The following is a 21,467-nucleotide window of genomic DNA, read 5'->3' on the forward strand; positions in this document are numbered from 1 at the left end:
GCCCACGGGCCCCGGGGAGGACCCGGAATGAATGCCGCGTCTACCAGGTTCTAGCCTTGGTGACGCGGCATTCCGCATTTTTGTGCACCTGAGGAACGAGGCACCTCCATGACGGACCCGGTGACGCTGGACGGCGAGAGCACCATCGGCGTGTTCGACGAGAAGCGGGCCGAGAATGCGATCCGTGAACTCCTGATCGCTGTCGGTGAGGACCCCGACCGCGAGGGGCTGCGGGAGACGCCGGGCCGGGTGGCCCGCGCGTACAAGGAGATCTTCGCGGGGCTGCGGCAGGAGCCCGAGGACGTCCTGACCACCACCTTCGACCTGGGTCACGACGAGATGGTGCTGGTCAAGGACATCGAGGTGATGTCCTCGTGCGAGCACCACCTGGTGCCCTTCGTGGGCGTCGCGCACGTCGGCTACATCCCGTCCCACGACGGCAAGATCACCGGACTGTCGAAGCTGGCCCGCCTGGTGGACGTGTTCGCCCGCCGCCCCCAGGTCCAGGAACGGCTGACCACTCAGATCGCCGACTCGCTGATGCGGATACTGGAACCGCGCGGGGTGATCGTCGTGGTCGAGTGCGAGCACATGTGCATGACCATGCGCGGAGTGCGCAAGCCCGGGGCCAAGACCCTCACCTCGGCCGTGCGCGGCCAGCTGCGGGATCCGGCCACCCGGGCCGAGGCGATGAGCCTCATCATGGCCCGCTGAGGGCCCCTGGGGGTTCGTTCAGGCCCGCGCCGAGGCGTCCGGGCCCGGCCGGTTCTCGTCGTCGTCCTCGGGCAGCTTGCAGACCCGCTCCATGAAGATCGCGGCGGCCACCACGGCCGCCCCGGCCAGCACTGAAGCGCCCGCGTAGATGGCCTGGTCCTGGCGGGCCGGTACGTCCAGCTGCTCCAGGGCCAGGAAGACACCGACCCCGCCGTACATCCCCGAGACCAGCGCCGCCACCAGCGCGCTCGCCTGGCCGAAAACCACCGCGCGGGCGGCCACCATCGGGTCCACGCCCTTCGCGTCCGGCTCCCGCTCCCGCTGGGCGCGCAGCCGCGCCCGCAGCGAGATCGCGGTCGCGACCAGCACGACCGCGATCAGGGCCAGCACGATCGGCGCCGCCACCGGAACGCTCGGCAGCGACCCCAGCGTGTCCCACAGCCGGGCCCCGGCCCACGACACCACACCGGCCACGGCGAACAGCCCGACCAGCACCCCGATCCGAAGTTGCTTCACCGAGCGGTCGCCCCTCCATACATCCGTACGCTGTCGTCCCCGGCCGTCCACGGTGGTCCATGGTCGTCCACGGGGGTTGGTTGGTCTACGGGGTCAACGTCTATTCGGGCAGTCGCAGTTCCAGGTCCGTGCGGACCTGTACGCCGTCGTGGCCCACCTCGTCCAGCAGCCCCGAGACGCTGCCGCGCCCGGGGACCTCGGCCTGCGGGTCCACGTCGTTCCACGGCACCAGGACGAAGGCCCGCTGGTGCGCGCGCGGATGCGGCAGGGTGAGCAGCGGGTCGTCGGAGACCACGTCCTGGTACGCCAGGATGTCCACGTCGATGGTGCGCGGACCCCAGTGCTCGTCCCGCACCCGCTCGAACGCCTCCTCGATGGCGTGGCCGCGCTCCAGCAGCGAGGACGGCGGCAGGGTGGTCTTCACCAGCACCACCGCGTTGAAGTACGTCGCCTGGGTGCCCGGGTCCACGCCCCACGGCTCCGTCTCGTACACCGGGGAAACGGCCTTGACCCGCAGGCCCGGGGTGTCCTCCAGCGCGTCGACCGCGCCTTGAAGGGTCTCCAGGCGGTTGCCCAGGTTGCTGCCGAGCGAGATCACTGCCCGTTTGGGGTTGGACAGGGTGATGTCGGCGGCGTCCACTTTCTCCACCACGGAGGCGGGAACGGGCTGCACGGTCGGGTCGCTGCTGCTCATACTCGGCTCCGGGTAATGGTGATGGTGACATCGTCGAAGGGAACGGTGATCGGGGCCTGCGGCTTGTGGACGACGACCTCGACCTCGCGCACCACATCATGCTTCAGGCAGGTGTCCGCTATCCGTTCGGCAAGGGTCTCGATCAGCGCGACCGGCTCGCCCCGCACCACGTCCACGACCTCCTCCGCCACCACGCCGTAGTGGATGGTCTTGGTCAGGTCGTCGTCGGCGGCGGCCGGACGGGTGTCCAGGCCGAGCACGAGGTCCACGACGAACGTCTGGCCCTCCTCGCGCTCCTGCGGGAACACGCCGTGGTGCCCACGAGCCCTCAGGCCGCGCAGTGCGACACGATCCACCCGAATCACTCCTGCTGGTCGTCGGTTACGCGGGCACGCCCCGGCCGTTCCGGAGCGCACCTGTGACCCCCTGCCGTCGGCGGGGAACCTCCTCGAATCTACCTGCGCATGTCGGCGGCACATGCCCACGGGGTCGCGGCGGATGCCTCCCACAGCCCCGCGCCACCTTCACCTACCCGCACCTCGCAGGGCTCGAACGGAACCCATTCGAGCCATCACGGGGCCGGGATCGGGGCGATCAGCCCGGCATCAGCCGATCGTCGTCATCGGGGCCCTCCGGGCCCTCGTCGTCACGCTCCGCGAGCACCGGGGAGCCGTGATGCGACCACACCTTCCAGCCGTCGTCGGTGCGCCGGAACACGTTCGTGGCCACCACCAGCTGGCCGACCAGCGGTCCCAGCTGCCCTTCCTCCTCGGCCGGGGCGCCGCTGAGGATGTTCTCGGTGCAGGTCACCAGCGCGGTGTCGGCCATCACCGACACCTCGACGTCGGTCAGGAAGAACTGGATGTAGTCGGTGTTCGCCATGATCAGCGCGTACGAACGGAGCACTTCGCCCCGGCCGCGCAGCACCGGCCAGCCCGGGTGCACACAGGACACCTCGGTCTCGCCGGAATCCAGCCACAGCCGGTCCAGCGCCCCGTGGTCGCCCTGCTCCATGGCCTCGTACAGCGCGGTGTTCACCAGCGCCACTCGCTCGTTGTCCGTAAGGGAAGTCACAGCGCTCCCGCCGCGTTGTCGACGTACCCGGCCTCGGCTCCGTCGATGGCCCGGGCCACCCGCACCGCGTCCGCGCTCGCCCGCACCTCGTGCACCCGGACCGCCCACGCGCCCTCGCGCGCGGCGATCGCGGTCACCGCGGCGGTCGCGGCGTCCCGCTCCCGGGCGGGCGGCGGGGCGCCCCCGCCCCCGGCCAGCACGCGGCCCAGGAACCGCTTCCGGGAGGCCGCCACCAGCAGCGGACGGCCCAGTTCGCGCAGCTCGGCCAGATGCGCGACCAGCGTCAGGTCGTGTTCGGCATCCTTGGCGAAGCCCAGCCCCGGGTCCAGCACGATCCGCTCCGGGGCGATACCGCCCGCGACGGCCCGGTCCATGCTCGTGCGCAGCTCGGCGACGACCTCGCCGACCACGTCCTCGTACACCGCCAGGTTGTTCATGTCGATGGACTGGCCGCGCCAGTGCATCACCACGAAGGGCACCTCGGCCGCGGCCACCGCCGGCACCATCGCCGGGTCCGCGCGGCCGCCGCTCACGTCGTTGACCAGCAGCGCGCCCGCCTCGATCGCCTGCTCGGCGACCGCGGCCCGCATGGTGTCCACGCTGACCCGGGCGCCCGCCGCGGCCAGCTCCCGCACCACCGGGACCACCCGGCGCAGCTCCTCGGCCTCGTCGACGCGCGCCGCGCCCGGCCGGGTCGACTCGCCTCCGACGTCCACCAGGTCGGCCCCGGCCGTGACCAGATCCAGACCGTGCTTGACGGCCAGGTCGGTGTCGAACCACTGGCCGCCGTCGGAGAAGGAGTCGGGCGTGACGTTCACCACGCCCATGACCGCACACCGGTCCCATTCCGGCAGTCCGGCCACTCGGCCCCGCTCGCGCAACGTCCTCATGACCTTAAGGCTAGACGTACCGGCAGCCCGTGCGGGGGACGCGGGGGGCGGGGTGCCCGCCCGTACGGCTTGCCAGTCAGCTCGCTAGGCGGCCTGCTCCAGTTCGCGGCGCCGGGCCGGGGCCTGGTGTGCGCAGGGCCTGCGCTCGGCGCGCCGCCCGCGGCCCAGCAGCCGGGGCAGCGCGAGGGAGACGAACCCCTCGGCCTGCATCGCGGCCAGGCCGATGCGCGGCAGCTCCCGGGTGTTGCGGAAGACCACGAAGCGCGGCTCCCAGCGCGGCCGGAACTTGGCGTTGAACTTGTACAGCGACTCGATCTGGAACCAGCGGGACAGGAACACCAGCAGCCCCCGCCAGCCGCGCAGCACCGGGCCCGCGCCCAGCTTCTCGCCGCGCGCCAGCGCCGAGCGGAACATCGCGAAGTTCAGCGACACCCGGGTGACGCCCAGGGCCGGTGCGGCCTCCAGCGAGGCCACGATCAGCAGCTCGTTCATGCCCGGGTCGGCGCTCCGGTCGCGCCGCATCAGGTCCAGCGACATGCCGTCCGGGCCCCAGGGCACGAAGTGCAGGACGGCCTTCAGATCGCCGTACGGACCCTCGCCGGCGCCCTCCTCGGCCGCCTTGTGGGCGGTGGCGATCACCGACTCGCCGTCCGCCGGGTCGCCGATCCGGCCCAGCGCCATCGAGAAGCCGCGCTCGGTGTCGGTGCCCCGCCAGTCCGCCGCGGCCCGCCGTACGGTCTCCAGCTCCTCCGCGTCGAGGTCGGCGACGCGCCGCACCCTGGTCTCGTAACCGGCCCGCTCGATGCGCTTGACCATCTGGCGCACGTTGCGCATCGCGCGGCCGGAGAGGGTGAAGTCCGCGACGTCCACGATCGCCTCGTCGCCCAGCTCCAGCGCGTCGAGTCCGGTCTCCCGGGTCCACACCTCGCCGCCGGTCTCGCTGCACCCCATCACCGCGGGGGTCCAGGAGTGCGCCTGCGCCTCCTCCATGAACGCGGCGATCGCGCCCGGCCACGCCTCCACGTCGCCGACCGGGTCGCCGCTGGCGAGCATCACGCCGGAGACCACGCGGTAGCAGACGGCGGACTTGCCGCTGGGCGAGAAGATCACCGCCTTGTCGCGGCGGAGCGCGAAGTGGCCGAGCGAGTCACGGCGCCCGTGGGTGGCGAGCAGCTCCCGCAGCCGCTCCTCGTCGGAGGGCGTCAGCCGGGCCGCCGGGTGCTCGGGCCGGAAGGCGAGATACGCGGTGGTGGCGACGGTCAGCAGGCCGAGCGCGCCCAGCGAGTAGCCGACCGTGTAGTCCGCGCCGTCGCGGTAGCCGACCGGGCCCTCGAAGCCGAGCAGCCCCCACAGCACGTGCTCCAGCTGCGCCGCCAGCGACGGCGCGCCCTCGATGGTGTCCGGGTGCGACCGCACGATGAGCAGCCCGACTCCGAGGCTCACCCCGCTCATGACGACGAAGTTGGCCAGCGCCCGCCAGCGGCTGCGCGGGTCGGGGAGCGCGGCGAACTCGCTGCGGTAGCGGAGCAGCACCCCCATCAGGACGAGCGAGAACACGGTGCCCAGGACCGAGTGCCGGTACAGCAGCTGGGCCGCCGCGCCGACCGGCAGCAGCGCCACCGCCGCTACCCAGGCGCGCCGCTTACGCCGCTTCAGGCCGTGCGCCAGCATGAGCAGCAGCAGCCCGACCACGATCGACGCCGCGGCGGCCAGGGAGCTGACCGCGCCGGGCAGCAGCTCCGCCAGCGCGTGCACCTTGCTGTACTTCAGCCGCGGAAAAACGATGTCCACGAGCCCGATCAGCGTGCAGGCCGTGCCGACGGCCGTGGGGACCGCCTCCGGGCGCGGCCCGCGCAGCACGCGCCGTATCCGGTTGGGAACCCCTCCGGACTTTTCGGCATCTGGACTGTCAGACATTCGCATTCCCGTCGCTTCGGTCAAAGGATCTTTGGTTCTCTGACGCAGCATCCGCACGATTTGCGTCTATCTAGATGCGATTCGAGGCGGCGGGGTTCCGCCCCCGGCGCCCGCCGGGAGGTGCTCCCCGCGGCACGGAGGACCGGCCGCCCGGCAGAAAGATAGTGATGGGTCTCACGAGCAACAACGTCGTGATCATGGCTGTCGTCGCGGCGCTGCTGCTGTTCGCGGCCACGATATGGCTGTGGCCCCGGCTGGCCGGACGCGGGGTGACCGCCGTGGTCGGCCGGGTCGGCATGCTACTGGCTACCCAGGTGGCGGTGTTCGCGGCTTTTGGATTGTTCGCCAATCAGTCTTTCGGTTTTTACGGCTCATGGTCCGACCTGGTCGGGGGCGAGAACGAGATGGGGGTGGTAGTGGACCACGACACCCCCGGGACCAGGGTGAAGGTCACCGAGACCCGCAAGCTCAAGGTCTCCGGCGGCTCGTCGCCGGAGACCGGCGGGCGCATCGACAAGGTGACCTTCCGGGGGCCGGTCTCGCGGATCGCCAGCCCCGCCTATGTCTATCTGCCGCCGGAGTACTTCCAGCCACACTACGCCGAACGGCGGTTTCCGGCGGCCCTCGTGCTGACCGGCTACCCGGGCACCACCGAAGCGCTCATCAATGGCCTGAAATACCCCCAGAAGTCCCAGAAGCTGGTCAAAGAGGGGAGAATGCAGCCGACCATCCTGGTCATGATGCGGCCGACGGTGGCGCCGCCGCGGGACACGGAGTGCATGGACGTCCCCGGTGGGCCGCAGACCGAGACCTTCTTCACCAAGGACGTGCCGAAGGCCGTCTCCGAGCACTACCGGGTGGGTACGCAGGCCCGTAACTGGGGTGTCATCGGCAATTCCACCGGCGGCTACTGCGCCCTGAAGATGGCGATGCGCCACCCCGACGCCTTCTCCGCCGCGGCCGGTCTGTCCCCCTTCTACAAGGCCCCCACCGACCCCACCACGGGCGACCTCTTCGGTGGCAGCAAGCAGCTGGAGCGCGAGAACAACCTCATGTGGCGCCTCGGCCACAAGCCCGCCCCGCCGGTCTCGCTGCTGGTGAGCAGCAGCGAGCGCGGGGAGAAGAACTACGGGGAGACGATGCGGTTCGTGGCGAAGGTGCGCGAGCTGAACGGGCGGGGCGCGCCGACCCGCATCTCGTCGATGATCCTCGGCACCGGGGGCCACAACTTCAACACCTGGAAGCGCGAGGTGTCCCCGGCCCTCCAATGGCTGAGCACCCGCCTCCAAGCCGACTGAGGGAGTTCCTTCCCCCGCCCCGCCTCAGGGCGGGGACGGGCGGTGGGGGATCAGGTGTCGGCCACCGTCTGGAGGTTCACGTCGCCCCGGGCGATGCCGCCCGCGTCGGCGTCGATGGAGCGGCGCAGGGCCTCGTGGAGGCGGGCCGGGGTGAGGACGCCGAGGAAGCGTTCGCCGTCCAGGACGGCGATCCACCCCGCGTCGTGCTGCAGCATCGTGCTGAACGCCTGCTTGAGCGGCGCCCCCACCGGAAGCCACGCCTCCATCCGGCGGGCGTGGTCCCGTACCGTCCCCTCCGCCCCGTCGGCCGCGTCCGCCGGGATCCAGCCGTGCAGATGGTCCGCGTCGTCCAGGACGACGGCCCACCGGGCGCCGTCCGAGGCCAGGCGGGCGGCCGCCTTGGTGAGCGGGTCGTCGAGGTGGACGACCGGCGGCTGCCAGAGGTCGCCGGGTTCGATGGGGGTCACCGAGAGCCGCTTGAGGCCCCGGTCCGCGCCGACGAAGTCGGCCACGTACGGGGAGGCGGGGGCGCCCAGCACCGCCGCCGGGGTGTCGAACTGTTCGATGCGCCCGGATCCGTACACCGCGATGCGGTCGCCGAGCCGCACGGCCTCCTCGATGTCGTGCGTCACGAAGAGCACGGTCTTCCGCACCTGTGACTGAAGCCGTAGGAATTCCGTCTGCAGATGTTCACGTACGACCGGGTCGACGGCCCCGAAGGGTTCGTCCATGAGCAGCACCGGAGGGTCGGCCGCCAGGGCCCGTGCCACCCCGACCCGCTGGCGCTGGCCGCCGGAGAGCTGGTCCGGATAGCGGTCGGAATATACGGAAGGGTCGAGTCCGACCAGATCGAGAAGCTCGGCGGCCCGGTCCCGCCCCTTCTTCCGCTGCCACCCCAGCAGCTGCGGCACGGTCGCGGTGTTCTCCAGCACGGTCTTGTGCGGGAAGAGACCGACCTGCTGAATGACGTAGCCGATACGGCGGCGCAGCGCGACCGGATCCGTCTCGGCGATGTCCTCGCCCTCCACCAGAATCCGGCCGGAGGTCGGCTCGATGAGCCGGTTGACCATTTTCATCGTGGTGGTCTTGCCACAGCCCGAGGGCCCGACGAGCGTGACCAGCTCACCCTCCGCGACCTCGAAGGACAGGTCGTCCACGGCGGTCGTGCCGTCGGCGTAGCGCTTGGTGACATGCTCGAAACGGATCATGGCTCCCCATTGTTGCCGCATTCGTGGCAGACATTGTTGCTGTTGTGTGGCGATCGGACGAGATTGTCATCTCCCGGGGATAGGGTCACCCAGGAATTGGACGACCACGTGCCCGGGGGAGGTGAGCGTATGGCGGACCAGAACTGTCTGATCAGTAACGATTGGATTTGCGGCGAGTATGTGCGCACGCGCGGTCAGGAGCTGACGGACGCGACGCTCCAGCATGTCGGGATCACCCTCGCGTCGGTCGCGATCGGTCTCGCGATCGCCTTTCCGCTCGCGCTGCTGGCCCGCCGCCGCCAGGGCGTGGCGGGCCCGGTGCTGGGGATGACGACGATCCTCTATACGGTGCCGTCGCTCGCGATGTTCTCGCTGCTGCTGCCCGTCTTCGGGGTGTCCCAGGCGGTCGTGGTCACGGGTCTGGTGCTCTATTCGCTCACCATCCTGGTGCGGAACATCATGGCGGGCCTCGCCTCCGTGCCGGAGGACGCCCGCGAGGCCGCGCGCGGCATGGGGTACGGGCCGCTGCGGCTGCTGTTCGGCGTCGAACTGCCGCTCGCGCTGCCCGCCCTGATGGCCGGGCTGCGCATCACCACGGTCTCCACCGTCTCGCTCACCACGGTCGGCGCGATCATCGGCTACGGCGGTCTCGGCAACCTCATCTACGAGGGCATGCACAGCTTCTTCAAGGCGCAGGTGCTCACCGCCTCGGTGCTGTGCGTGGCGCTGGCGGTCGTGGCGGACCTGGCCCTGCTCGGCGTCCAGCGGGTGCTGACGCCCTGGGCGCGCAAGAGGAGGAGGGCCTGATGGGCGTCATCGGCGAGGCGTGGAACTGGCTGGCCACCGGGTCGCACTGGTCCGGCGTGGACGGCGTGTGGCACCGGCTCGGCCAGCATGTGTTCCTGACGTTCGTCTGTCTGGCGATCTCGTGCGCGGTCGCGCTGCCGGTCGCGGTCCTGCTCGGCCACATCGGCAAGGGCGGCGCGATCGCGGTCAACATCTCCAACGCGGGCCGTGCCGTGCCCACCTTCGCCGTGCTGGTGCTGCTGCTCCTCAGCCCGCTGGGCACGCACGGCCAGTGGCCGACGATCATCGCGCTGGTGCTGTTCGCCATCCCGCCGGTGCTCACCAACGCGTACGTCGGGGTGAGCGAGGCGGACCGGGAGGTCGTGGAGGCGGCGCGGGGCATGGGGATGACGGGCGGGCAGCTGATCCGCCGGGTCGAACTGCCGCTCGCGTTCCCGCTGATCATGACGGGCGTACGGACCGCCGCGGTGCAGGTGGTGGCCACCGCGACGCTGGCCGCGCTGCCCGGCGGCGGTGGGCTCGGCCGGATCATCACGGCGGGCTTCCGGCTCACCGACACGCCCCAGGTGGTGGCCGGGGCGGTGCTGGTCGCGGCGCTCGCGCTGCTGGTCGAGGGCGCGTTCGTGGTGCTGGGGCTGCTGCTGGACCCGATGCGGCGGAACACGGGGCGGCGGTCGGCCGCGTTCCGCCGCCCGCCCGCCGACCAGGCGCCCAAGGCGCCCGCGCTGACGTCGTAACGCCTCGTCGTCGCGCCCGTCGTCGCGCCCGCCGTAACGGTCTTCGTGACGGTCTTCGTGACGGCTCGCATCGTACGTATCTATGGATGGGGAACCCATGAGCAAGTTCTGGAGAGTGGCGGGGGCGACGGCGAGCGCCGTGGCGCTGGCGGTCGGCGCGACCGGATGCGGCGGCGACAGCCTGGAGAAGTCCGGCGGCGGCGACAGTTCCGGCAAGCCCGGCAAGGGCTCGCTGGTGATCGGGACCGCGTCCTTCGCCGAGTCGAAGGTCCTCGCGGAGCTGTACGCGGGGCTGTTGGAGAACGCCGGTTACTCGACCTCCATCAAGACGGTGGACACCCGCGAACTGTATGAACCGGCCCTGGAGAAGGGTCAGATGGATGTCGTACCGGAGTACGCGGCGACGCTCGCCGAATTCCTCAACCAGAAGAAGAACGGGCCGAATGCCGAGCCCGTGGCCTCCTCCGACGTGGACGGCACGGTGAAGGCGCTGAAGAAGCTCGCCGAGCCGCGCGGGCTGAAGGTGCTCGACGTCGGCAAGGCGGTCGACCAGAACGCCTTCGCGGTGAGCCGGAAGTTCGCCGAGGAGCATGACCTGAAGACGCTCTCCGATCTGGGGAAGTCCGGGCAGAAGGTCAAGCTGGCGGCGGGCGACGAATGCCCGAAGCGGCCGTTCTGCCAGCCCGGTCTGGAGAAGCGCTACGGCATCGACATCGCGGGCATCGACCCGCTGGACATCGGCAGTGTGCAGGCCAAGCAGGCGGTCAAGGACGGCAAGGACCAGATGGTCCTGACCACCACCACGGACGCCACGCTCGACCAGTTCGGGCTTGTCCTGCTCGACGACGACAAAAATCTGCAGAATGCCGACAACGTACTTCCCGTGGTGAATGCGAAGTCCGCCGGTTCACCCAAGATCGAAAACGCGCTGAACAAGCTCGGCCGGGTGCTCACCACGGCCGATCTCACCGAACTCAACAAGAAGGTTGACGCCGAGCGGCTCAAGCCCGCCGATGTCGCGGCCGACTACCTCAAGGAGAAGGGTCTCGTGAAGTAGTTTGCCAACGGATTGACAACGGATGTGGCCTGCCGACCCCCCAAACCGGCCGAACGCACGGTAAGTTTCGGCCCATGCCACGTGGACGCCACCGCCAATCCCCACCCCTGCACAGGCTACTTCCCCCGCTGTCGGTCGCAGCCGCGTCAATAACCTGCGCCGCCGGTGCCTGGCTGGTCGGCGATACGGTTGTGATCCGTGGACTCGCCGCGACCGCGGCCACCGCCGCGGTCGTCGGCTCGGTCCTGACCCGCCGTTGGGATCGCGCGGCCGGTCGCCGGGTCGCGGAGGCCGCGAGTGAGACCGCCCGCCAGGAGATGAAGTACGAGGAGCGGATCGCGGAGCTGGAAGCGGACGCCGAGAAGGCGGCCGAGCTCCGCACCGCGCTCAACACCCGGCTGCGCGCCAAGCGGGCCGAACTCGCCCGGCTGCGCAACGAGCACGCCGAGCTGCTGCGCCGCTACGCCACGGCCGAGACCGAGCGCGCCAGCGCCCTGGAGGGGCGCCGCAGGCTCGCCCTGGAGGCCGGGACCCCGTCGAAGGCGCTCACCGCGGCGGGGTCGTCCGAAGAGACCGCCGCGGACGCCGAGTCGGCTGACGCTGACGGTGACGCTCTCGACCTCAGCGCGTACGTCCGCGCCGACGAGGCGCTGAGCCGCCTCGTCGCCAGCGCGCGGCAGCAGCGGGAGCGGGCCGAAGCGGAATCGCGATCCCTGGCGGCCGAGCGGGAGAAGGCCGACGCCGAGGCCAAGGAGCAGGAGAAAGCGGAAGCGAAGGACAGCAAGGCCGGGAGAACGGCCGCGGACCCGGACGAGGACGGTGCAGCCGTCCCGGGGAAGCGCCCGGCGGCCGACGAGCGTGACGGCCCGGACAGCTCTCCGGTGCCGCCTCCCCACGCCCGTACGGCCGCCTCCGCCGTGGTGCCGTATGCCGCGGCACGCCGGGCCGCCTCCCGTTCGGAGGGCGGCTTCGACTACTTCGGCACCCAGAAGACCCCGCCGAAGCAGCAGGAGCCCGAGCCGGAGGCCGACGAGGACCTCGCCGATGTGATCGGCGCGGAGACCCTCGCCGAGACCCGGAAGGGCGCGGTGGGCGAGGTCATCGACCTGACCGCGCACGAGGAGACCGAGCACGAGCACATGGGGATCGAGGAGCTGCGCAGCGCGATCTCGTAGGGCCGCGGCCTATTTGTCGATGTCGCCGACGACGAAGAACAGCGATCCCAGGATCGCCACCATGTCGGCGACGAGCGTGCCCGGCAGAAGCTCCGTGAGCGCCTGGATGTTGTTGAACGAGGCCGAGCGGAGCTTCAGCCGGTACGGCGTCTTCTCGCCCTTGGAGACGAGGTAGTAGCCGTTGAGGCCGAGCGGGTTCTCGGTCCAGGCGTAGGTGTGGCCCTCGGGGGCCTTGAGCACCTTCGGCAGCCGCTGGTTGATCGGCCCCGGCGGAAGCTCGGCGATCCGGTCCAGGCAGGCGTCGGCGAGCGCCAGCGAGTTGTGCGTCTGCTCCAGCAGGCATTCGAAGCGGGCGAGGCAGTCGCCCTCCTGGCGCACCACGGCCTTGAGGGTGTCCTGAAGCTCTCCGTACGCCAGATACGGCTCGTCGCGCCGCAGATCGAAGTCCACGCCCGAGGCGCGGGCGATGGGGCCGCTGACCCCGTAGGAGTGCACGGCCTCCGGGGACAGGACGCCGACCCCGCGGGTGCGCCCCCGGAAGATCTCGTTGCCGAGCACGAGCCGGTCGTACACGTCCATGTGCGACCGCACCTCGGCCACCGCCGCGCGGGCCCGGCCGAGCCAGCCCACCGGCAGGTCCTCCTTGAGGCCGCCGACCCGGTTGAACATGTAGTGCATGCGGCCGCCGGAGATCTCCTCCATCACGTGCTGGAGGTCCTCGCGCTCCCGGAAGGCGTGGAAGATCGGCGTGATGCCGCCCAGCTCCAGGGGGTACGACCCGAGGAACATCAGATGGTTGAGCACCCGGTTCAGCTCGGCCAGCAGCGTACGCATCCAGACGGCGCGCTCCGGGACCTCCATCCCGAGCATCCGCTCGACGGCGAGCACGACGCCCAGCTCGTTGGAGAAGGCGGACAGCCAGTCGTGGCGGTTGGCGAGCATGATGATCTGGCGGTAGTCGCGCGCCTCGAACAGCTTCTCGGCGCCGCGGTGCATGTACCCGATCACCGGCTCCGCGTGCTGCACGCGTTCCCCGTCGACCACCAGCCGGAGCCGCAGCACGCCGTGGGTGGACGGGTGCTGCGGGCCGATGTTCAGCACCATGTCGGTGCTTTCCGCCGCGCCGCCGATGCCGACTGTCGTCTCCGTCATGGGAACAGTTTGTCTCGACCCCCGCCCTGTTCAGAAACCGGGTCCAGCCCCTGGACCGGCATCCCTAGGGCAGCAGGGCGTCGTACGGGAGGCCCACCGGGCGGGCCAGCCACCGGAAGCCGCCCAGACCCGCCGGGTCCAGCAGCTCCGCCGCCTCGCCCGCCGCGCCCAGGGCCCGTACGTAGGCGGCCGGGTCCGTGGAGGCCAGGGCGAGCGGCGGACGGCCCGCGTCGAGGCCCAGGTGGCGCAGCGCGTCGCGCTGGGGGATCAGGCGGGCGTCCGTACCGGCCGCGCACGCGTCCAGCGCCACATGCGCCGTGAGATCGCAGGAGCCGTCCGGGACGGGCCGCACCTCCCGGCCGTCCCGGAAGCCGGTCAGCGTGCCGAAGGGCGGCCGGGCGGCGCGTTCGTGGGCGTAGTCCACGGCGACCGCGAGCCCGGCCCCCACGCACCGCACGGCCTCGGCCCAGGCCGCGTCGCGCGGCCGGCCGATCTCGGCCCGCAGCGCCGGCTCGGCGCCCGCCAGCGGCCACCACCTCGCCAGCCACGCCGCGTCCTCGCCGGTGACCTCGGCGCCGAGCCGTTCGGCGCCGTCGGCCGCCGCGACCTCGACCCGGCGCGGGACGCCGTCCGGGTCCGCCTCGGCGATGTCCACGGGGACGTTGTCCAGCCACTCGTTGGCGAACAGCAGCCCGGTGAAGCCCTCCGGCACCGTCTCCCGCCACTCCACCCGCCCGTCGAGCCCGGCCGGACGCGCCGCCCGCTCGACCGCGTACGGCCGCAGCCGCGCGGCCAGCCCGTGCGGCAGATCCGCGGCCGCCGCCAGCACCCCGGTCAGCAGCTCGCCGCGCCCCGCGCCCAGGTCCACCAGCGCCAGCTCCGGCGGCCGCCCCAGCGCCTCGTCCACCCGCCGCAGCAGCTCCGTGACCGCTCGCGCGTACAGCGGTGAGGCGTGCACCGAGGTACGGAAATGCCCGGCCGGGCCCTCCGTCCGCCGGAAGAAGCCGTCCGTCCCGTACAGCGCCTGTTCGGCGGCTTCCCGCCATCCGCACCATTTCTGCTGTTCACTCGACACATCCCCACGCTAAAGCGGAGTGGTATCCACCTTGGGGAGTAGGGCCGGGGGATACGGATCGCCCCTCGGGCTGACCCGCCAGGGTGCCCACACTGCCTACTCTGGGTGACGTGCAGCGCCTCTACGACTTCCTCCGCAGCCATCCGACAGGGGTGGACGCCTTCTGGGGCGTCCTCCTCTTCGGCTGCGGTCTCCTGTGGCTCGTACAGGCGACCCCGGGCTATGAGCCACCGCTCGCGGCCGTGCCGATCACGCTGGCGCTGTGCGCGGCCGTCGCGCTGCGCCGCCGCGCCCCCGGGATGATGCTGGGGCTGGCCATCGCGTGCGGCATCGCCCAGCTGGCGCTGAACGTCAAGATCAACATCGTCGACTTCGCGATGCTGGTGATCGTCTACACCGCCGCGTGCACCGCCGGGCGCCGCACCTCGCGGCTGGCCCTGGGCGCCGCGATCTGCGCACCGTCGCTCGCCACCCTCCGCTGGCCCAGCGCGCACGAGTCCTCGGGCGACGCGGCCATCTCGACGGTCTTCGTCACCATCCCCTTCGTCCTGGCCTGGGTGCTCGGCGACTCGATCCGCACCCGCCGCGCCTACTACGCCCAGCTGGAGGAGCGCGCCTCCCGGCTGGAGAAGGAGCGCGAGGCGCAGTCGAAGGTCGCGGTCGCCGCCGAACGCGCCCGGATAGCCCGCGAACTGCACGATGTCGTCGCCCACAACGTGTCGGTGATGGTCGTTCAGGCGGACGGCGCCGCGTACGTCCTCGACGCCTCCCCGGACCAGGCCCGGCAGGCGCTGGAGACGATCTCCGGCACCGGCCGCCAGGCCCTCGCCGAGATGCGGCGGCTGCTGGGCGTGCTGCGCACCGGGGAGCCGGGGGAGGCGAACGACTACGTGCCGCAGCCGGACGTCGAGCAGATCGACGAACTGGTGGAGCAGGCGCGCGGTTCCGGGCTCCCGGTGGACTTCAAGGTCGTCGGCAGCCCGCGCCAGCTGCCCAGCGGCGTGGAGCTGACGGCGTACCGCATCGTGCAGGAAGCGCTCACCAACAGCCGTAAGCACGGCGGCCCCGACGTCGGCGCCAGTGTCCGCATCACCTACTTCGACGACGGGCTCGGCCTGCTGGTCGAGGACGACGGCCGGGGCGCCCAGCGTGAGTTGTACGAGGACGGCGGCGCCGACGGCAGCGGCCACGGGCTGATCGGGATGCGCGAGCGCGTCGGCATGGTGGGTGGCACGCTCGACGCGGGTCCGCGCCCGGGCGGCGGCTTCCGCATCAGCGCGCTGCTGCCGCTGAAGTCGGCGGGGTGAGCCGCGGACACCCGTCTGCGCGTACGTACGCGGTGAGCGCCGTACGGAGCGCGCGCCGAGGGAGCCGAAGGAAGGGACCGACCACATGTCGATCCGCGTCATGCTCGTCGATGACCAGGTGCTGCTGCGCACCGGTTTCCGCATGGTGCTCGCCGCCCAGCCCGACATGGAGGTCGTCGCCGAGGCGGGCGACGGACTGGAGGCGCTGGAGGCGGTGCGCTCCGCCGAGGTGGACGTCGTCCTGATGGACGTCAGGATGCCGAAGCTGGACGGGGTGGAGGCGACCCGGCGCATCTGTGAGCGGGAAGGGGCGCCGCGGGTGCTCATCCTGACCACCTTCGACCTGGACGAGTACGCCTTCTCCGCCCTCAAGGCGGGCGCGAGCGGCTTCATGCTCAAGGACGTGCCCCCGGGCGAACTGCTCGCCGCGATCCGCGCGGTCCACAGCGGCGACGCGGTCGTCGCGCCCACCACCACGCGCAGGCTCCTGAACCGCTTCGCGCCGATGCTGCCGGGCACGGGCGGCGGCCTCGGCGGCCGGTCGGGCGCGGCGGCCCGCCCCGAGCTGGAACGGCTCACCGAGCGCGAGCGCGAGGTGATGATGCTCGTCGCCCAGGGCCTGTCGAACGGCGAGATAGCGGGCCGGTTGGTGCTGTCCGAGGCGACGGTGAAGACGCACGTGGGCCGCATCCTCACCAAGCTGGAACTGCGGGACCGGGTGCAGGTGGTGGTGATGGCCTACGAAACGGGCCTGGTCCGAGCAGGCACCCCACCCCGCTGACCCACCCCGGCGGCGCTGCTGTGCCCGGGGCGGAGGGCCACAACCCAGCCCCTCCGGTGCTTCGGCGGCGCTGTGTCCGGGGCTGAGGGCCCCACAACCCAGCCCCTCCGGCGATTGAGGAGCGGGGTCCGGGGCGGAGCCCCGGTTACGGGAAGGGGCGGGGTGGGGAAAAGCCCCCCGCCACCCCTACCGCAGGACCCCCTCCAAGAAGTCGCTGCCCAACCGCGCCACCGCCCCCAACTCCAGCTGATGCAGCACATACCGCCCCCGCCGCCGAGTCTGCAGAAGCCCGGCCTTCTTCAGAACGGCGATGTGCCGGGAGACCTCCGGCGCGGTGATGGCGTAAGCCTCGGCCAGCTCACCCGTCGTGTGCGGCCCCCGCGCCAACGCCCGGCAGATACGCATCCGCATCGGATGCGCGAGGGCCTCCAGCCGCTGCTGAACCAGTTGCAGGGCGGCGGGCGGGGAGAGCTCGGGCCCGGCGACCGGGTACTGGATTACCGGGGGCCACCCCGGCGCGTGCACCAGCAGCAGATGCGGCCAGCTGAAGGCCGTAGGGATGAGGGTCAGCCCGCACCCGGACGCCGTCGTACGCCCCGCCGCCAGCTTGTCGACCAGGACCCGCGTCCGCCCATCCGCACCCTGCTCCAGCGACAGCGCGGCCGAGGCCGCCGTCAGCGCCGCCTCGAGCCCCTTGCGCTGCAGCAGCTCGGCCTTGTGGCGGGCGTCGGCGGCCAGTTGCACCCGCACCCGCTGCCAGGTGTCCGCGAAGAACGCCTGATCGCAGTCCTCCAGCAGCCGCCGCAACCACACCCGCAGCCCGTCCGGGTCGACCAGCATGCGGTCCACGAACGCCAGTTGCCGTGGCCCACGGGCCCGGGCCATGTCCCGGACCCGGTCCCGCTCGTACCGGTCGATCAGCGGCGACGGCGTCGGCCGGTCGTACGCGGCGGAGCAGCTGATCTCGAAGGCCGCCGCCACGAACGCCTCGTCGTCGATCCGGTCCAGCGCGTCCAGATCCTCCGCGAGCGTGGCCCCGGGGGCGGACGGCAGCAGCAGGTCGGAACGGGCCGTGCCCCACAGAAAGTCCGCCTCGCACAGCCGGTCGGCGAGATCCGGCTTGAGGGAGGCGGCGGTGGCGGTGGCCCAGCCGTGCAGCCCGGGATGGTGGCCGGGCTCGGACAGCACATGCAGCGCGGCGCCGAGTTCCGCGAGCGGTGACGGACAGAAGACGATGCGCTCGGGCGGCAGCCCGGTGATGTCCACGACATTGGCCATGCCCCTATGGTGCGGCAGCCCGCGCCCCGTGCCGACCTCGTTTGACGGCGATCGTCAATCGAGATGACGGGCGGCGGTGGGCGGCCCGACGCTCGTGCCATGTCCATCACTCAGCAGTACGCACTCGACCTGTACCGGGCCGCCCAGCGCGGTGAGCCCGCCCCGCCCGCCCCCGGCCACGGTGACTGGCGCGCTCTCCGGGCGCTGCGCGAGTCCCGCGACTTCCAGGCCGTGATCGAGGAACGCCCGGCCCGTCGGCGCCGCCGGGCCGTCCTGCGCGCGCTGCGAACGGCAAGGACCCGCGTCGCCCAGACCGTACGCACCGCAGGTCAGCGTCCGACCGGAGAGGCCCCGCCCGCCTGGCCACGGACGCATCCTCATGCCCAACCCCCAGCTGAGCCCCGGCCCGGCAGCCCGGTGCCATCCGCAGCCCGCACCAGCCAGCGCCTGCCCGTCCCCGACCACCGCCTGAGCCACCGTGCCGCCCGGTAATCAGGTGCTGTCCGTGTCGTCCTCGGCCAGTACCGTCCGCACCCGGGTCAGGAACGCGGCGACCGCCTCCGTCACCTCCTCTGCCGTCCAGGCCAGCGCGGGTGCGGCCACCGTCACCTCGGACATGGCCAGGCCGGGCGGACCCGGCTCCCACCAGCGGCGGAACAGCGTCGTACGGGTCTCCTCCGCCAGCCGTATCCCCGCCTCGTCCAGCACCCGCGCCGGATACGGCAGCCACACCTGGAACTGATGGGTGTGCGGCACCTCCGGGTGCACCCGGGACCAGGCCACCCCTGCCGCCGCGAACGCCTCGCGCATCGCCCGCGCCACGACGGCCGCATGGGCCACGTACGACGGCAGCCGCGGCAGTTCGCGGTCCAGACCGGCCAGGGCGGCGAGCGCCATGGGCCACTGCTGGAACAGCTGGCCGCCGTACCGGTGGCGCCATGCCGCCGCCTCCGCGATCAGCGTCTCCGGGCCCGCCAGCGCGGCCCCCGCGATGCCGTCGAGCGACTTGTAGAAGGACACGTACACCGTGTCCGCGAGGGCGGCGATCTCCGGGAGGCCGCGCCCGAAGTGCGCGGTGCACTCCCACAGCCGGGCCCCGTCGAAGTGGACCACCGCCTCCCGCTCCCGGGCGGCCTCCACGACGGCGACCAGGTCGTCCCACTCCGGCAGGACGAAGCCCGCCTCGCGCAGCGGCAGTTCGAGGGCGAGGGTGCCGAACGGCTCGTCGAGGTCGTGGACCTCGGCGGCGGTGGGCAGCCGTGGTTCGCTGGTCGGCCGCACCGCGCGCAGCCCGCTCACGGTCAGATACGCGTCCCGCTCGTGCACCTCCAGATGGGCCAGCGGGTGGACGGCCACCACCGGGTTGCCGGTGCGCCCGGCCCAGGCGCGCAGCGCGACCTGCTGGGCCATCGTGCCGGTGGGGAAGAAGGCCGCGGCCTCCATGCCGAGCAGGTCGGCGACCCGCCGCTCCAGCTTCTCGACCACGCCGTCCCCGTACATGTCCACCCAGTCGTCGAGGGCGCCGTCGAGATCGGGCGCGGCGGCGGTCAGGGCCGCCAGCCGCTCGTCCATCCGCTGTTCCACCGGGCCCCGCACAAGGCTCCGCTCGGAGCCGCGCCAGGCCGCGAGTCTGCGCCCCCGCGCGGCCTGCTCGGCCACGTCTGCCGCGACTGCCATATCCGCCCCATCCCCCGCATCCGCCATGCCGGTCATGACCCGATAATGGCCCACGGGCACGTCACCTCCGGAGTTATCCACAGGCGAAGTTGCCCGGCGCCCTCGTCCAGCGCCATTGCCCAGCGGCGTTGTCCACAGGCGTGGAGACGCGCCCCGGCCCCCGCGGGGCACTCGCGTAGCATGGCGGGGAATCGTCCGGTACCCCCTGAGGACTGGAACGGAAGGCCGCAGTCGCGTGAACGCACATCCACTTCCCGAGCCGCAGGACCGCCCGGCCCGGCTCACCGTCGGCGTCGTCGGCGCCGGTCGCGTCGGTCCGGCGCTCGCCGCCTCGCTGCGGCTGGCCGGGCACCGGCCCGTCGCCGCCTCCGGCGTCTCCGACGCCTCCGTGAGCCGGGCCGCCGCCCTGCTCCCCGAGGTCCCGATCGTCCCGCCCGCCGAGGTGCTGGCGCGGGCCGAGCTGGTGCTGCTCACCGTCCCCGACGACGCCCTGCCCGAGCTGGTCGCGGGCCTCGCCGAGACCGGTGCGGTGCGCCCCGGCCAGCTGCTGGTGCACACCTCCGGCCGCTACGGCACGGCCGTGCTCGAGCCCGCCCTGCGGGCCGGTGCGCTGCCGCTCGCGCTGCACCCCGTGATGACCTTCACGGGCACCCCGGTCGACGTCCAGCGGCTCGCGGGCTGCTCCTTCGGCGTCACCGCCCCCGAGGAGCTGCGGCTGGCGGCCGAGGCGCTGGTCATCGAGATGGGCGGCGAGCCCGAATGGGTCGCGGAGGAGTCCCGTCCGCTGTATCACGCGGCCCTCGCCATCGGCGCCAACCACCTGGTCACCCTGGTCGCCCAGGCCATGGAGCTGCTGCGCGCGTCCGGGGTCGAGGCGCCCGACCGGATGCTCGGCCCGCTGCTCGGCGCCGCCCTCGACAACTCGCTGCGCAGTGGCGACGCCGCGCTTACCGGCCCGGTCGCCCGCGGCGACGCGGGCACGGTCGCCGCCCATGTCCGGGAGCTGCGGCGGCATGCGCCGCAGGCCGTCGCCGGATATCTCGCGATGGCCCGTGCCACGGCGGACCGGGCCCTCGCGCACGGGATGCTCAAGCCGGAGCTGGCGGAGAACCTGCTGGGCGTGCTGTCGGATGTCTCGGATTCCCGGGGCCGGGGAGGAGCGGAATAGTGAGCCCGAAGCTGTGGACCGGGCCGAGCCCCGGTGAGCCGGACGTCGAGCTGTTCGCGCGCCGCGCGGACTTCGACGCGGCGCTGGCGGAGTTCGCCGCGCCGGGGCGTACGGCCGTCGTCATGACCATGGGCGCGCTCCACGACGGGCATGCCTCGCTGATCCGCGCCGCGCGCGCCCGGGTCGGCGCCAAGGGCCTCGTCACCGTCACGGTCTTCGTCAATCCGCTGCAGTTCGGCGCGGGCGAGGACCTGGGCCGCTATCCGCGCACGCTCGACGCCGACCTGGAGGTCGCGGCCGCCGCCGGTGCGGACATCGTCTTCGCCCCCTCGGCCGAGGAGGTGTACGGGAGCGGCGAACCGCGGATACGGATGTCCGCCGGAGCCATGGGCGACGGCTACGAGGGCGCCTCACGGCCCGGCCACTTCGACGGGGTGCTCACCGTCGTCGCCAAGCTGCTCCACCTCACCCGCCCGGATGCCGCCTTCTTCGGCGAGAAGGACGCGCAGCAGCTCGCGCTGGTCCGCCGGATGGTGCGGGACCTGGACTTCCCGGTGGAGATCGTCGGCGCGCCCACGGTCCGGGAGGGCGACGGGCTCGCCCTCTCCAGCCGTAATCGCTACCTCTCGGCGCCGGAGCGGGACACCGCGCTGGCCCTGTCCCGGGCGCTGTTCGCGGGGCGTGACGCGAGGCGTGAGGCCGGCTCGCCCGCCGCGGTACGGGCCGCGGCGCGCGCGGTGCTGGCGGACGCGGCCCGGCTCGAACCACCCCTCGTCCTCGACTACCTCGGCCTGATCGACCCGGAGAGCTTCACCGAGGCCCCCGAGGACCACACCGGCGAGGCCGTCCTGGCCGTCGCCGCCAAGGTCGGCTCCACGCGGCTGATCGACAACATCCGGCTGTCGTTCGGAGCGGACCAGTGAGCAGACCAGCGAGCAGACC

22 protein-coding genes are annotated in these 21,467 nt (G+C 72.2%); 11 read left to right on the plus strand and 11 right to left on the minus strand.

What is annotated here, in order from left to right:
- Positions 1–108: 108 nt before the first annotated feature.
- On the plus strand, positions 109–714 hold the full coding sequence (gene folE, locus ACZ59A_RS21690) for a GTP cyclohydrolase I FolE (RefSeq protein ID WP_009716869.1): 606 nt from the start codon (positions 109–111) through the stop codon (positions 712–714).
- Between the two features lie 18 nt (positions 715–732).
- Here the strand turns inward: folE and ACZ59A_RS21695 are convergent, their stop codons facing one another.
- From ACZ59A_RS21695 to ACZ59A_RS21720, 6 genes are all read right to left on the minus strand, one after another.
- On the minus strand, positions 733–1,230 hold the full coding sequence (locus ACZ59A_RS21695) for a DUF3180 domain-containing protein (RefSeq protein WP_470960750.1): 498 nt from the start codon (positions 1,228–1,230) through the stop codon (positions 733–735).
- Between the two features lie 100 nt (positions 1,231–1,330).
- Positions 1,331–1,924, minus strand: a complete 594-nt coding sequence (gene folK / locus ACZ59A_RS21700; protein ID WP_470960752.1) for a 2-amino-4-hydroxy-6-hydroxymethyldihydropteridine diphosphokinase — start codon at positions 1,922–1,924, stop codon at positions 1,331–1,333.
- Positions 1,921–2,280 carry a dihydroneopterin aldolase gene (folB, locus tag ACZ59A_RS21705; RefSeq protein ID WP_468049836.1) on the minus strand — a complete coding sequence of 120 codons (360 nt, stop codon included), beginning with the start codon at positions 2,278–2,280 and terminating at the stop codon, positions 1,921–1,923. Before folB ends, folK begins: the two co-directional genes overlap by 4 nt.
- A gap of 238 nt (positions 2,281–2,518) precedes the next feature.
- Positions 2,519–2,998: a nuclear transport factor 2 family protein gene (locus tag ACZ59A_RS21710; protein WP_470960754.1), complete on the minus strand. Its 480-nt coding sequence runs from the start codon at positions 2,996–2,998 to the stop codon at positions 2,519–2,521.
- Positions 2,995–3,888, minus strand: coding sequence for a dihydropteroate synthase (folP, locus tag ACZ59A_RS21715; RefSeq protein WP_470960756.1), 894 nt, complete (start codon positions 3,886–3,888; stop codon positions 2,995–2,997). The genes ACZ59A_RS21710 and folP overlap by 4 nt, the downstream gene beginning before the upstream one ends.
- Positions 3,889–3,972: 84 nt before the next feature.
- Entirely contained in the window at positions 3,973–5,805 is a 1,833-nt protein-coding gene (locus ACZ59A_RS21720; RefSeq protein WP_470960758.1) for a phosphatidylglycerol lysyltransferase domain-containing protein, read from the minus strand.
- Positions 5,806–5,972: 167 nt separating this feature from the next.
- On the opposite strand from ACZ59A_RS21720, the gene ACZ59A_RS21725 reads away from it, so the two are divergent.
- A complete protein-coding gene (locus ACZ59A_RS21725; RefSeq protein WP_470960760.1) occupies positions 5,973–7,103 on the plus strand; it encodes an alpha/beta hydrolase in 1,131 nt (376 codons plus the stop codon).
- A 50-nt stretch (positions 7,104–7,153) separates the two neighbouring features.
- On the opposite strand, the gene ACZ59A_RS21730 is transcribed toward ACZ59A_RS21725, so the two are convergent.
- Positions 7,154–8,311 carry a betaine/proline/choline family ABC transporter ATP-binding protein gene (locus tag ACZ59A_RS21730; RefSeq protein ID WP_470960762.1) on the minus strand — a complete coding sequence of 386 codons (1,158 nt, stop codon included), beginning with the start codon at positions 8,309–8,311 and terminating at the stop codon, positions 7,154–7,156.
- Positions 8,312–8,440: 129 nt separating this feature from the next.
- On the opposite strand from ACZ59A_RS21730, the gene ACZ59A_RS21735 reads away from it, so the two are divergent.
- From ACZ59A_RS21735 to ACZ59A_RS21750, 4 genes are all read left to right on the plus strand, one after another.
- Positions 8,441–9,118 (plus strand): ABC transporter permease, encoded by a 678-nt coding sequence (locus ACZ59A_RS21735; protein WP_470960764.1) that lies wholly within the window; start codon positions 8,441–8,443, stop codon positions 9,116–9,118.
- Positions 9,118–9,855, plus strand: coding sequence for an ABC transporter permease (locus ACZ59A_RS21740; protein ID WP_470960766.1), 738 nt, complete (start codon positions 9,118–9,120; stop codon positions 9,853–9,855). The genes ACZ59A_RS21735 and ACZ59A_RS21740 overlap by 1 nt, the downstream gene beginning before the upstream one ends.
- Positions 9,856–9,952: 97 nt before the next feature.
- Complete coding sequence (locus ACZ59A_RS21745; protein WP_468049819.1) at positions 9,953–10,912, plus strand: ABC transporter substrate-binding protein; 960 nt, start codon at positions 9,953–9,955, stop codon at positions 10,910–10,912.
- A gap of 74 nt (positions 10,913–10,986) precedes the next feature.
- Positions 10,987–12,087 carry a hypothetical protein gene (locus ACZ59A_RS21750; protein WP_470960768.1) on the plus strand — a complete coding sequence of 367 codons (1,101 nt, stop codon included), beginning with the start codon at positions 10,987–10,989 and terminating at the stop codon, positions 12,085–12,087.
- A gap of 9 nt (positions 12,088–12,096) precedes the next feature.
- On the opposite strand, the gene ACZ59A_RS21755 is transcribed toward ACZ59A_RS21750, so the two are convergent.
- Together ACZ59A_RS21755 and ACZ59A_RS21760 are read right to left on the minus strand one after the other, a co-directional pair.
- On the minus strand, positions 12,097–13,239 hold the full coding sequence (locus ACZ59A_RS21755) for an NADH-quinone oxidoreductase subunit D (RefSeq protein WP_470960770.1): 1,143 nt from the start codon (positions 13,237–13,239) through the stop codon (positions 12,097–12,099).
- Positions 13,240–13,303: 64 nt separating this feature from the next.
- The gene (locus tag ACZ59A_RS21760; RefSeq protein WP_470960772.1) at positions 13,304–14,314 is read right to left on the minus strand and encodes an SAM-dependent methyltransferase; all 1,011 of its coding nucleotides are present in this window, start codon (positions 14,312–14,314) and stop codon (positions 13,304–13,306) included.
- A gap of 110 nt (positions 14,315–14,424) precedes the next feature.
- On the opposite strand from ACZ59A_RS21760, the gene ACZ59A_RS21765 reads away from it, so the two are divergent.
- Together ACZ59A_RS21765 and ACZ59A_RS21770 are read left to right on the plus strand one after the other, a co-directional pair.
- Positions 14,425–15,621: a sensor histidine kinase gene (locus tag ACZ59A_RS21765; RefSeq protein WP_470960774.1), complete on the plus strand. Its 1,197-nt coding sequence runs from the start codon at positions 14,425–14,427 to the stop codon at positions 15,619–15,621.
- 85 nt (positions 15,622–15,706) lie between these two features.
- Entirely contained in the window at positions 15,707–16,402 is a 696-nt protein-coding gene (locus ACZ59A_RS21770) for a response regulator transcription factor (RefSeq protein ID WP_470960776.1), read from the plus strand.
- A gap of 186 nt (positions 16,403–16,588) precedes the next feature.
- Here the strand turns inward: ACZ59A_RS21770 and ACZ59A_RS21775 are convergent, their stop codons facing one another.
- Entirely contained in the window at positions 16,589–17,680 is a 1,092-nt protein-coding gene (locus ACZ59A_RS21775) for a DUF5937 family protein (protein ID WP_468049807.1), read from the minus strand.
- Positions 17,681–17,779: 99 nt separating this feature from the next.
- On the opposite strand from ACZ59A_RS21775, the gene ACZ59A_RS21780 reads away from it, so the two are divergent.
- The gene (locus ACZ59A_RS21780; RefSeq protein ID WP_470960779.1) at positions 17,780–18,172 is read left to right on the plus strand and encodes a hypothetical protein; all 393 of its coding nucleotides are present in this window, start codon (positions 17,780–17,782) and stop codon (positions 18,170–18,172) included.
- On the opposite strand, the gene ACZ59A_RS21785 is transcribed toward ACZ59A_RS21780, so the two are convergent.
- On the minus strand, positions 18,173–19,384 hold the full coding sequence (locus ACZ59A_RS21785) for a threonine aldolase family protein (protein WP_470961760.1): 1,212 nt from the start codon (positions 19,382–19,384) through the stop codon (positions 18,173–18,175).
- Between the two features lie 208 nt (positions 19,385–19,592).
- Here ACZ59A_RS21785 and ACZ59A_RS21790 point away from each other — a divergent pair, with 208 nt between their 5' ends.
- Positions 19,593–20,525 (plus strand): Rossmann-like and DUF2520 domain-containing protein, encoded by a 933-nt coding sequence (locus ACZ59A_RS21790; protein WP_468049803.1) that lies wholly within the window; start codon positions 19,593–19,595, stop codon positions 20,523–20,525.
- Complete coding sequence (gene panC / locus ACZ59A_RS21795) at positions 20,525–21,448, plus strand: pantoate--beta-alanine ligase (RefSeq protein WP_470960781.1); 924 nt, start codon at positions 20,525–20,527, stop codon at positions 21,446–21,448. The genes ACZ59A_RS21790 and panC overlap by 1 nt, the downstream gene beginning before the upstream one ends.
- The last annotated feature ends 19 nt before the right edge of the window (positions 21,449–21,467 follow it).

This window comes from Streptomyces sp. NPDC040405, assembly GCF_055595765.1.

Bases quoted from the DNA above. Each gene is read 5' to 3' on its own strand.
- folE (WP_009716869.1), top strand. From the start codon at position 109: ATGACGGACCCGGTGACGCTGGACGGCGAGAGCACCATCGGCGTGTTC.
- folK (WP_470960752.1), bottom strand. From the start codon at position 1,924: ATGAGCAGCAGCGACCCGACCGTGCAGCCCGTTCCCGCCTCCGTGGTG.
- folP (WP_470960756.1), bottom strand. From the start codon at position 3,888: ATGAGGACGTTGCGCGAGCGGGGCCGAGTGGCCGGACTGCCGGAATGG.
- ACZ59A_RS21720 (WP_470960758.1), bottom strand. From the start codon at position 5,805: ATGTCTGACAGTCCAGATGCCGAAAAGTCCGGAGGGGTTCCCAACCGG.
- ACZ59A_RS21725 (WP_470960760.1), top strand. From the start codon at position 5,973: ATGGGTCTCACGAGCAACAACGTCGTGATCATGGCTGTCGTCGCGGCG.
- ACZ59A_RS21730 (WP_470960762.1), bottom strand. From the start codon at position 8,311: ATGATCCGTTTCGAGCATGTCACCAAGCGCTACGCCGACGGCACGACC.
- ACZ59A_RS21735 (WP_470960764.1), top strand. From the start codon at position 8,441: ATGGCGGACCAGAACTGTCTGATCAGTAACGATTGGATTTGCGGCGAG.
- ACZ59A_RS21740 (WP_470960766.1), top strand. From the start codon at position 9,118: ATGGGCGTCATCGGCGAGGCGTGGAACTGGCTGGCCACCGGGTCGCAC.
- ACZ59A_RS21745 (WP_468049819.1), top strand. From the start codon at position 9,953: ATGAGCAAGTTCTGGAGAGTGGCGGGGGCGACGGCGAGCGCCGTGGCG.
- ACZ59A_RS21750 (WP_470960768.1), top strand. From the start codon at position 10,987: ATGCCACGTGGACGCCACCGCCAATCCCCACCCCTGCACAGGCTACTT.
- ACZ59A_RS21755 (WP_470960770.1), bottom strand. From the start codon at position 13,239: ATGACGGAGACGACAGTCGGCATCGGCGGCGCGGCGGAAAGCACCGAC.
- ACZ59A_RS21770 (WP_470960776.1), top strand. From the start codon at position 15,707: ATGTCGATCCGCGTCATGCTCGTCGATGACCAGGTGCTGCTGCGCACC.
- ACZ59A_RS21775 (WP_468049807.1), bottom strand. From the start codon at position 17,680: ATGGCCAATGTCGTGGACATCACCGGGCTGCCGCCCGAGCGCATCGTC.
- ACZ59A_RS21780 (WP_470960779.1), top strand. From the start codon at position 17,780: ATGTCCATCACTCAGCAGTACGCACTCGACCTGTACCGGGCCGCCCAG.
- ACZ59A_RS21785 (WP_470961760.1), bottom strand. From the start codon at position 19,384: ATGGCGGATGCGGGGGATGGGGCGGATATGGCAGTCGCGGCAGACGTG.